The organism is Shewanella sp. (assembly GCF_013214165.1).
GTDB lineage: Bacteria > Pseudomonadota > Gammaproteobacteria > Enterobacterales > Shewanellaceae > Shewanella.
Window position 1 is genome coordinate 18,460 of record NZ_JABSSM010000014.1, and the last position, 10,647, is coordinate 29,106.

Annotated in this window: 8 protein-coding genes; 6 read left to right on the forward strand and 2 right to left on the reverse strand. The window is 46.4% G+C overall.

Annotation, left to right across the window (positions count from 1 at the left end):
- Position 1: 1 nt before the first annotated feature.
- Entirely contained in the window at positions 2–181 is a 180-nt protein-coding gene (locus tag HRU42_RS05395; protein WP_295029351.1) for a lipoprotein, read from the reverse strand.
- Positions 182–461: 280 nt separating this feature from the next.
- Between HRU42_RS05395 and cyaY the strand changes: the two genes are divergently transcribed.
- On the forward strand, positions 462–791 hold the full coding sequence (cyaY, locus tag HRU42_RS05400) for an iron donor protein CyaY (RefSeq protein WP_295029352.1): 330 nt from the start codon (positions 462–464) through the stop codon (positions 789–791).
- Positions 792–883: 92 nt separating this feature from the next.
- On the opposite strand, the gene HRU42_RS05405 is transcribed toward cyaY, so the two are convergent.
- Entirely contained in the window at positions 884–3,307 is a 2,424-nt protein-coding gene (locus HRU42_RS05405) for a class I adenylate cyclase (protein ID WP_295029354.1), read from the reverse strand.
- Positions 3,308–3,507: 200 nt separating this feature from the next.
- Between HRU42_RS05405 and hemC the strand changes: the two genes are divergently transcribed.
- The 5 genes from hemC to HRU42_RS05430 form a co-directional block, all read left to right on the forward strand.
- On the forward strand, positions 3,508–4,437 hold the full coding sequence (gene hemC, locus HRU42_RS05410) for a hydroxymethylbilane synthase (protein ID WP_295029356.1): 930 nt from the start codon (positions 3,508–3,510) through the stop codon (positions 4,435–4,437).
- A 43-nt stretch (positions 4,438–4,480) separates the two neighbouring features.
- Complete coding sequence (locus HRU42_RS05415) at positions 4,481–5,209, forward strand: uroporphyrinogen-III synthase (protein ID WP_295029357.1); 729 nt, start codon at positions 4,481–4,483, stop codon at positions 5,207–5,209.
- A gap of 64 nt (positions 5,210–5,273) precedes the next feature.
- A complete protein-coding gene (locus HRU42_RS05420; protein WP_295029359.1) occupies positions 5,274–6,458 on the forward strand; it encodes a uroporphyrinogen-III C-methyltransferase in 1,185 nt (394 codons plus the stop codon).
- The gene (locus HRU42_RS05425) at positions 6,455–7,624 is read left to right on the forward strand and encodes a heme biosynthesis HemY N-terminal domain-containing protein (protein ID WP_295029360.1); all 1,170 of its coding nucleotides are present in this window, start codon (positions 6,455–6,457) and stop codon (positions 7,622–7,624) included. Before HRU42_RS05420 ends, HRU42_RS05425 begins: the two co-directional genes overlap by 4 nt.
- A gap of 283 nt (positions 7,625–7,907) precedes the next feature.
- Positions 7,908–10,647, forward strand: a 2,740-nt coding sequence (locus tag HRU42_RS05430) for a retention module-containing protein (RefSeq protein ID WP_295029361.1), incomplete at its 3' end; no start/stop codon positions are given.

The following is a 10,647-nucleotide window of genomic DNA, read 5'->3' on the forward strand; positions in this document are numbered from 1 at the left end:
TTTATTCCTTATTACTTTGTTGCTTTGCTTGCTTTGCTTGCTGCTGTTCTTGTTGCTGGTTATCTTGTTGCTGGTTATCTTGTTCGTCTGGCGATTTATATAGCGCCCCTGTTTGTCCGCAAGCGGTCACAAAAAGGCTGGCAAACAACATCAGTGAACACAGTCTCATTTTTCTCAACATCAATCTTTCCATCTTAATAGGGTATGGGTGCTATTTTAATCTTATTTATTTTAGGCGTTTCGATCCCAGAACCTAGGTGTTCTAAGCTCATACTAGCCTACTGATGGTGCAGAGTTCGGCTTTCTACGTCAAGCACATATCAGCCTAATACATACTAAACTGACGATTTTTTACTGGGTGTAGAGACTAAGGTGAAATTTAGTAAAAAGTAATGGAGCATACCAAGCACGATTGTTAGTATGTAAACATTCAAATTTTCCCCATTGAAGGACGAAAACAGATGGCAATGACAGACACACAATTTCATCAACTCGCCGATGAGATGTTTCAAGCGATAGATAACGCTATCGAACTTGCTATCGACGAACAGGATGCCGACATAGATATCGATGCATCAGGCAATGTATTGCAGCTAGAGTTTGAAGATGGTTCTAAGATCGTAATAAACAAGCAAGAACCTCTGCATCAGATCTGGCTGGCGACTAAATTTGGTGGTTATCATTTCTCTTTCATCGAAGAAAAATGGATCGATGAACGCAATGGTAGCGAATTCATGCCCTTCGTCATCGAGTCTATTCTCAAACAAGGTGGCGTAAATCTATCTCTATAGCCGTCTCAATACCTGACGAAAATAAAAAAGGGAACCTTAGGTTCCCTTTTTATGCTACTAGCCAAAATGATCATCCCATCTGAAGCTTGATTTTAAAAGTCCATCTCGGCTTCTTCCACTGATAGCCCAAAAGGGATCACCTGTAATCGACCATCCACTCTCATCAGACGAAAAAACTGCGGTAAATTGAACCTTTGGGTAGAGATATCTGGTTCTTCGAACACATGGAAATGGCTCACCTCACTCACCAATTCATCGACACTGGTTCCCTTTTGAATATAGTGATCTAACTCGTTTTTTTCATTTAAAACGAATATATCCAAATCATCATCACTCTGACGTAAAAAATATTGTATCGCTCCCTTAGCTGCAAAGTCTTGGATCACAGCGGGGGCCATAGAAAATGGCTCATCACCTAAGTTCGGCCTGGGCAGTTCGATCAACATGCTCTTGGTTAACTGCTGATAAAAAGCTTTAGCATCATTAAGATCCTGATACACCATGCCTTTACTATTAAAGAACAGGCCATACTGTACCTTAGCCACCTTGAGTGGATAGACTAATGTTGCAGAGGAGGACACTTTCCAGCTTAAGCGCGCCGCGCGACGAACCAGATTTTTCACCGTCAGCTCAAACTGATCTTGTAGCCTGGCAGAACCACTCACCACTTCGACCTTCAAGTCTTCGGCTGAACGACGAATGCCAGGAGTCATGAAGGCCAATGCTTCTAATATGGCAAGCTCACCATGGTAATGATAACAGTGCCACTCTCCCCATGAATTAAGGCAGAGAAGATCGATTGACTCCAACATGTTTTTCTCTGCTCGCCCCAGTGAAAAAATATTGGCATTGAGGTAATCAACCATGACCTCTTGCCCCTGCCACTGCGCCGTCGAATCACTATTAAAATTGAGCATAAAAACTAACTTGCGATAGCGCCAAGGTTGATAGAGGTCCATCTTAGACACTCTCTTAGTCAGGGGGCTAAAAACCTCAATTAAACATTGAGCAGCCTTGGTCAAACCGACGGATTTACGCTCACCATTTGCCCGTTCATACCAGCGGGTCATTTTTTCACTGACCCCATTCATCACCGCCCAGGCGAGTAACTTAGCTCGACTCTTAGAGCGGTAAACCGCTCTTTGTCCGATGAAGGCGCTCCGATTTGGCGGGCAGCAATATAAACAATACTCTCGCAGGTTATGGCTGTAGACAATCGTCAAATCTTGCTCTGAGATTGAATCACTCCAAAGCCGATTCAAGCCGATGAGCTGCTTGGTATCACTACTGAAATACGTATGAAGTTTTCGTGTCAGCAGACCCAGCTCAGATAATTTCAAACTCTCACTGAGTTTATGGGTCGATGCAAATTGCAGCAATGTTTGATAACAACCTAACATCAGCTCATTCAACTGTTCATTAAACCACTGCAGTTGTCCACAATGCCAATGCTCACAGTTATCTAAGGTCTCTAGTAAACTCTTGGACCATTGCCAACTTTCCACCAGGTTATTTAGCTTGTGATAGCGCCAGTCTTGCGCTTGTTCCGGCTCACTGAGTCGGACACCGCACTTCAAATAAAAACAACGTCTGGCTATCTCTAAACGTCGAGGATCATCTTGTGCGATCAAATAGTTTTCTATCGACTCATAGAGCAAGAAATAACTATCGTTGGCGGATGAAAAATCACCTTCTATTGTGTGTTGCCACACTTTTTCACTGATAAACTCGGTATTCGGGTATTGGGCTGCGTAGGATTCCAGCAGTAAAACCTTCAACAGCGCCTTATGTGGTTTATCTAGCCCCTTGTAAAGCTGCCAAAGCGAAGCACCGAAGTATTCACATGCCGGGATTTGGCTCACATCCCCCAAAAACAATAACTGTTGCGAGTCTTGAGCATTAGGCCACCAGGCCACCTTCTTGCCAGCCAAACAAATCTGACTACGATAAAACTCTTCCAGTAATAACCAGTGCTGAGCGCTACCGCTATGCTCGTTACCTATGGCTCGCAGAGGCTCTGCTTTATCTGCAGAGCATACAGAAAACTGTTCGGGATGAACCAGGTAGAAATTCACCTCGAGTCCATACTGAGCAAACCATGCCGTCAACAAGCCTGATTTCTGTTCGAGTAGTCGGCACTCTTCCTTACTGAGAAGTCGATCATGAACGAGCCAAACATCGATATCACTCTTGGGGTTTTGCCCGAAACTCGACATGCTCCCCATGCTATACACGCCCTCGATAGCGGCATGCTTAACGAGATGCACCATAGGTCTAACTAAACCTAAGGTGTCACAAGCTAATAGCTCTTGCTCACTTGGCGCATACTCAAAAACACCAGATGGTGTCATTGGGCCGTTATAACCGGGATACCCGGCTCGATGGTAATGCAACAACACAGGGATAAGCCGAAGGAGATCTTTTTTCAGCGGAGACAATAATGCGAGAGCACGCGCCTGCCTGACACGATTTAATCGGTCTGCGGTTTCAATAATGTGATTCTGTTCACTGTTCAATAAGAGTCACGCCGAAGCAGGGTGAGAAACACTTGTAATGCTAACAGCTTTGACCGCCACAAGGAATAAACGAGACCAAGATCACACATTGAGCTAACCTGGTTTGGGCAGAGGTCAAAGAATCAAAACCCATTTGTTACATCTATTCCTGAGCAATGTTAGCATTAGTGCATCTAAGGCCTCCGTATGGAACATCTAGCATGTCTCAAAACGTCATTCGAATCGCAACACGTAAAAGCCCCCTTGCACTCTGGCAAGCCGAATTTGTAAAAGCAGAACTGGAAAAGTTTCATCCAGGTTTGACCGTTGAACTTCTTCCTATGAGTACTAAAGGTGACATAATCTTAGATACTCCATTGGCAAAAGTTGGTGGTAAAGGCTTGTTTGTTAAAGAGCTTGAAGTCGCCATGCTCGAAGACAGAGCCGACATTGCCGTCCACTCGATAAAAGATGTGCCGGTGGATTTCCCCGACGGCCTAGGACTCGAAGTCATCTGTGAGCGCGAAGATCCACGCGATGCATTCGTCTCAAACAACTACAAGTCTATCGGCGACCTGCCTCAGGGAGCCGTTGTCGGCACCTCGAGCTTACGCCGCCAGTGTCAAATTCGGGGCATGCGACCGGATCTAAAAATAGCCGATCTCCGTGGCAACGTTGGCACACGATTAGGTAAGCTGGATGCCGGAAATTATGATGCCATCATACTCGCCGCCGCTGGACTAAAACGTCTAAAGCTTGAGGCACGTATCACGAGTTTCATCTCAACCGAAGATTCTTTACCCGCTAACGGCCAAGGCGCCGTTGGTATCGAGTGTCGTACTGATGATAAGCGTGTAAGAGCCCTGCTCGCACCACTTGAGCATGCAGAGACCCGTTATCGAGTGACTGCAGAACGTGCGATGAATACTCATCTGCAAGGTGGATGTCAGGTACCCATTGGCGCATTCGCCGAAATCCAAGGTGATACTCTGACGCTACGTGGCTTAGTGGGCAACCCTGATGGCAGCAAGATAATCACAGGCACTAGCATAGGTTCAAAAACTGACGCTAAGGCCATAGGTATCGCGCTTGCCGAAGAGCTGCTTGGCAAGGGTGCGAAAGAGATCCTTGATGCCGTTTATATCAAGTAATTGATGCTTTCAGGGAATAGCTATCTATGACTCCTGACTCAAGATGAAGATATTACTGACCCGTCCACAAGGGCGAAATCAGTTAATGGTTGAGGCGCTTCTAGCCAGAGGCGTCGCACATCTTGTCACGCCTTTACTTCAGGTGGAAGCGACTCAGGAGCAACAGCAAGGTCACGGCATGGCTTTAATGCAGCATGCTGACATCATCATATTTATCAGCACCAATGCGGTAAAATTTTCCGCTCAAGCAATTAAGCAAACCTGGCCCCGAGAGGCACAATTTTACGCAGTCGGCGAAGCGACCCAAAACGCGCTTGCGCAATTGGGTGTCTCGGCCCAAGAAGCCCCTCAAGATTGTCAACAGACCGAAGGATTACTCACACTCCCCCAGCTCCAATCTCTGTCTAACAAGAAGATAGTCATAGTTCGAGGGGTCGGAGGAAGAGAAACTTTGGCGAATGAGTTAACCCTTAGGGGCGCAGATGTGAGCTATTGGGAAGTGTATCGCAGAGCCTGTCCGACACTGACATCAACAAGCAACGCACAGGTCTGGCAGCAAGCCAAAATCGACACGATAGTCATCACCAGTGGCGAGATTCTCGATAACCTAATCAAACTTGTACCAAAAGAGTTATTTGCTTGGCTGCGTGCATGTCATATTATAGTCCCTAGCTCACGAGTACAGGAGCAGGCTATTGCCAATGGATTTCAGCACGTTACCAATGCAAAAGCGGCTAACTGTAAGGCCATAATTGTAGCGTTAGGCTTGTGAAATTCACCAGTTAACAGGCTAAACTCGTCATTTTTGTAGCCGTATCGCTTTAAGGGACTGTTTAATGGACAAGAAAAAATTAGATGATAATGCTGTAGACGCACATACAGAGTTAAACGCTGAAGCAGAGGCTAACAATGCCGCTGTGGCCGTCAAAATAGAGCCTAAGAGTGCAGACACTCCCTCAAAGCAGACCCATAGACAATCAAGCACTTCAGACACTAACGCCAAGCGTGCCGGTGTCTCTTGGGGGTTCTTGTTCAATCTGATTTTCATCTTGCTGCTGACCTTTGCCACTTGCGGCGGCGGATATTATCTCTATCTGGAACTTGCAGTTCAAAAAGACAGATCTCAGGCGCTATCCCTTGAGTTGAAACAAGCCTTAAATGAACCGGCCAAGCAAATTTCAAGACTCGAACAACAACAACAACAACTCGCCAGCCGCACAAACTCTGGCATAGATAAACTGACAAACAATCAGCTCCAGCTGAGTGATAGAGTGGCCAAGCTGGCTCAACGTAACCCCAATCACTGGATGGCGGAGGAAGCAAAATATTTGGTCAGAATGGCGGGGAATAAGCTTTGGCTTGAAAAGGATCCCAGCACAGCGGCGAGTTTACTCAAGGCTGCGGATGACCGCATCGAATCGATGAAAGATCCCTCACTCACGCCATTGAGAAAAGCGCTAGCATCTGACATAGCATGGGTATCCGCTATCAAGAGCACAGACATTGCCGGGACAGTGCTGACCCTGGATAACATGATAGAGCACCTCAACCTGCTGCCATTAAATAGAGTCGATGTGACCAATGCGGCTAATCGCCCAACCAAGCCTGAGATGACAGAGTCGATAGATGATTGGCAAGAGAATCTCACTAAATCCTGGAAGGCGTTTATGGACGATTTTGTGGTCATTCGCAAAAGAACCACAGATATCACCCCCATACTCACGCCTGATCAACAATGGTATCTAGTTGAAAATATAAGAAATAAGCTACTCCAATCTCAGCTTGCTCTATACCGACAAGATCAGGTTAATTACCGACAATCTTTGACCCTTGCAAGGAAGTGGATCTATCAATACTTCGATCTTAGCCAGGCTCAAACTAAAAAAACATTAGCCGCACTCGATGCATTAAGTACCTTAGAAATTCAGACCCCGAGTATTAACCACTTTCAATCGACTCCCATGCTCCAACAGTTGGCTACCCACGGTAACTTGATGGTGACTGAAGAGGATCCCCTATGACACGCGTATTAATCTATCTGGGAATTGTATTGTTAGGCCTCTGTATCAGTCCTTTTTTTGAGGGCATGAATGGTTACCTGTATTTCACCATATGGGATTACGAAGTTGAAACAGGTGTCCTTTTTGCGGTTATCGCGCTTATCGTTTTCTACGGCTTAATACAGCTAACTGAGTGGGTGATTATTTTCATACTGAACTTGCTACTCAGCAGCCGTTTACTCCCCGACAAATGGCGTAAAAAAGCCGCGAGAAAACACACCTTATTGGGGGCACTCGCATTAGCGGAAGAGGATTGGTCCACAGCCGAGAAAGCCATGATTAAAGGTGCCGAGAAAGGTGAATTACCCACCCTAAATCTGCTTGCTGCAGCAAGAGCTGCCCAGCATCAGAACAATACCGAGTCACGAGACAAATACCTGCAACAAGCGGAGCAGGAGCCACTGGCTATCAAGGCCGTGAGCACTAGCCGCACACGATACTTACTCCAACAGGGAGAGCTAGATAAGGCTAGAGTAGAGCTAGATAAGCTCTCCCCGACCAGCAAGAGCAAGCTGCCGGTATTAAGGTTGGCCTTGGAGTTATATCAAGCTCAAGCCGACTGGTATGCACTTAAGTTACTGCTGCCAATCATTAAGAAGCGCCAAGTACTTAGCGAGGCAGATCACCAACAGCTCACCATTCTCACCAATAATGCTCTTCTTATACAGGCCCAATCCAGCAGCGAGCAAGAATTAGAAAAAGTATGGCATTGGTTAAGTCGAGCCGAAAGAAAAGAGCCACAATACCTAGCCAGCTATTGTTTAGGTTTACATAAATTCAACCGTGAGACAGAAGCTAAAAAACGCTTAATGAAACAGATAAAGAGCGGCCTTTGTTCGGATACTTCTATGGCGCTTGCTGAGATTATTTCCCCCGCTGATGTCGAAGAGAGAAAACAGATATTTGCACTTGAGAAAAAGTATGCTGAAGAGCTCAACTTCCAAATATTAATGGCTAAGCTGCATTCGCAAAATAAAGATTACCGCCAAGCCATGACATACTGGAAAAAAGTTTGTCATCAGCAACCCAACAAAGCCAACTGGTTGGCTCTAGGTGAGGCTCATGAGCACCTTGGCGAACAAAATGCGGCCATTCAAAGCTACCGACAAGCCGCCGTCACTGGTTAATCTTTATACTATTGTGAAATAAAAAAACCGCCTCTTAGGTGGTTTTTTTATTTAGATTTATTATGCAAGGACCTTCACCGACTCCAAACAGCTGAATAGACGCTATTTTTCAAATTTACCCCATCAAAACCCAATAACCATGCCAGTTGAAGGTGTTTTTCGCTAATTTGACTCACTGTAAATTAGAGCCAAACTCAAATCAATATGTGTGATAGCAGAAATTTATTTCTACTCAATAAATATGCAGCTGATGCCAAGGAAGAGTCGGCTCTAGGATATGGTTATGAGTGTTTCAGTAGCAGAACAAAACGCGGTAGTCACCAAGCTTGTGGGTCAATTAAAGGCCAAAGATGAGCAAGGTAACATCAGAGATGTGACTATAGGTGATCTTATTAGGGATGGCGAACAACTGATTTTTTCGCCAAATTCTCAGTTCATCTTACAGATGGAAGATGGCACGACAATAACTGAAACAAGCTTTTCCGAACCGATACCAGCAAGCTCCTTAGGGGCGGCTCCTGAATTTGCTACAGCACCAGTTTCAGCAGATGCTGAAATTGCCGCCTTACAAGCACAAATTTTAGCGGGTGAAGATCCTACCTTGGGTCTGCCTGAAACCGCAGCCGGTACAGCCGCTGGTGATGGAGGAAATCAAGGTGGATCAGACTATATAACCTTAGGTAGAATCGGGGATGAAACATTAGCTGGAGCAGGATATGACACTTCTGGGTTTGGCTTAGCACCCGACCTCACAGAAGATCCCTTGATATTAACCGCCGAGATCCCAAGTCTTCCAACAATAGAGGCGAGTAGCGTGACTCTACTGGAAGCCAATCTTTTGCAGGGCTCAAACCCATTCGCCCCAGCACTCGAACAATCCAATAGCTTACAGATAGGAACTGAAGCCGGAATCGCCAGTCTGGCAATAAATGGCATTGATATCTTTACCGGCGGATTATTTGTTGGCCCTATCACTATAACCACAGATCACGGTCTACTAACCATCACTAACTTCGATTCGATAACAGGAACGCTTAGCTATAGTTTCACCCTCAATAGCAACGCAGATAACTCAGTATCTGAGGTTTTTTCGCAAACATTTACCACTTCAGTGACCGATCTTGCCGGTAACAGCAACTTATCAAGCATCACAGTCAACATTATCGACGATAGCCCAAGTGGAACCGATGATAGCAACAACGTCTCAGAAGACGGGGACCCGTCTATTACTGGCAATGTTTTACTCAATGATACCCAAGGCGCCGACTCGGCAGTCGTGTCACAAGTGTCGAACTCTAATGGAGCGACTATAGCAGTGTCTGACACTACAGGAATTTCAGGTAGCTTTGGTCTATTACAAATCTCCGCAGACGGTAATTATACCTATCAATTAGATAACTCATTGGATCACATACAGGCGTTAGCTGAAGGAGAGCAAGTTACTGAAATATTTACCTATCAGCTGACGGATGGCGATGGCGATAGTGTACTGGTAACCCTGTCCATCACAATAACAGGTACCAACGACGCCCCAGTCGTCGTGGTTATTGACCCAGATGGTCCAGATGGTCCTATCCTCCCTGGTGACCAAGGTTTAGTCATCGAAGCGGGTAATGAGGATGACGGTACACTCGTCCCCGGCATCGTCACAGCAACAGGCAGTTTAACAGCCACAGATGTCGATAATGGAGCCGTACTGATCTGGAGTGGGGATTCCGATGGTCAATACGGCAGCCTCACCATAGACCCGATCACGGGAGAGTGGATATACACGTTAGATAACTTATTAGCCGATAGCTTAGCCGAAGGCGATCTTGTTGAAGAAGTTTTCATTGTCACTGTTACCGATGAATTTGGTGCTGCAACCGCAACACAAATTACGATAACAGTACAAGGTACCAACGACTCCCCAATCATCACGTCATCAGAAGCTGACGCCACTGGAAGTTTAAGCGAGCTTGAACCAGACGAGCCTCTCACCACAATTCAAAGTGCCACAGGCACTTTAACGGCTACTGATGTTGATTCTGGTGCCATATTGAACTGGAGTGGTGACGATATTTCAGCCCTAGGTAGCTTTGTCATCGACCCTAATACTGGTGAGTGGACCTACACCTTAGACAATAGTGCGGCTGACAATCTAGCCGAAGGTGAGCAAGTTATTGAGACCTTTCTCGTCACAGTCATAGATGAGTTTGGAGCCACAGATACTCAAGTGGTCACCATCACCATCACAGGCACCAATGATAATCCTATCATCACCCCACCACCAGAAGAACAAGAAGGTGACGGCTACGATACAGGCACAGTGATCGAGGCGGGTAATCTCGATGATGGCACGGTCGTCCCAGGAAGCCCAACAGCGACAGGCATGCTCGAAGCCACCGATGTCGACAATGGGGCGGTACTGACTTGGAGTGGCGATGCAACTGGCAGCTTAGGTAGCTTCTCCATCAACCCAGATACTGGCGAATGGATCTATAACTTAGACAACGATGCCGCCGACAGTTTAGCCGAAGGCCAATCAATTCAAGAGCAGTTTTTGGTTACCGTCACCGACGAATTTGGTGGCACAGATACTCAACTGGTGACCATCACCATATTGGGTACTAACGATAGTCCCGTCATCACTTCATCGATAGGGGACGCTTCTGGAGCCGTTACTGAAGTAAACGATCCTCAAACTGCTACGGCAATGGGCACCTTAACTGCAATAGATGTAGATGACGGTGCAAGCCTAACTTGGAGCGGTGACGATACCTCAGCCCTAGGTAGCTTTGTCATCGATCCCAATTCCGGAGAATGGACCTACACCTTAGATAACGCCGCGGCTGACAGCCTAGCACAAGGCGATCAAGTCATTGAGAACTTCCTCGTCACAGTCACAGATGAGTTTGGAGCCACCGATACCCAAGTGGTCACTATCACCATCACAGGCACCAACGACCTGCCTGTACTGACCGTCGACATGACCGGCGGCGTCACCGAAGATGCTGACAACCCTAACCTCACCGACAGCGGCG

Bases quoted from the DNA above. Each gene is read 5' to 3' on its own strand.
- HRU42_RS05420 (WP_295029359.1), top strand. From the start codon at position 5,274: ATGGACAAGAAAAAATTAGATGATAATGCTGTAGACGCACATACAGAG.
- cyaY (WP_295029352.1), top strand. From the start codon at position 462: ATGGCAATGACAGACACACAATTTCATCAACTCGCCGATGAGATGTTT.
- hemC (WP_295029356.1), top strand. From the start codon at position 3,508: ATGTCTCAAAACGTCATTCGAATCGCAACACGTAAAAGCCCCCTTGCA.
- HRU42_RS05425 (WP_295029360.1), top strand. From the start codon at position 6,455: ATGACACGCGTATTAATCTATCTGGGAATTGTATTGTTAGGCCTCTGT.
- HRU42_RS05395 (WP_295029351.1), bottom strand. From the start codon at position 181: ATGTTGAGAAAAATGAGACTGTGTTCACTGATGTTGTTTGCCAGCCTT.
- HRU42_RS05415 (WP_295029357.1), top strand. From the start codon at position 4,481: ATGAAGATATTACTGACCCGTCCACAAGGGCGAAATCAGTTAATGGTT.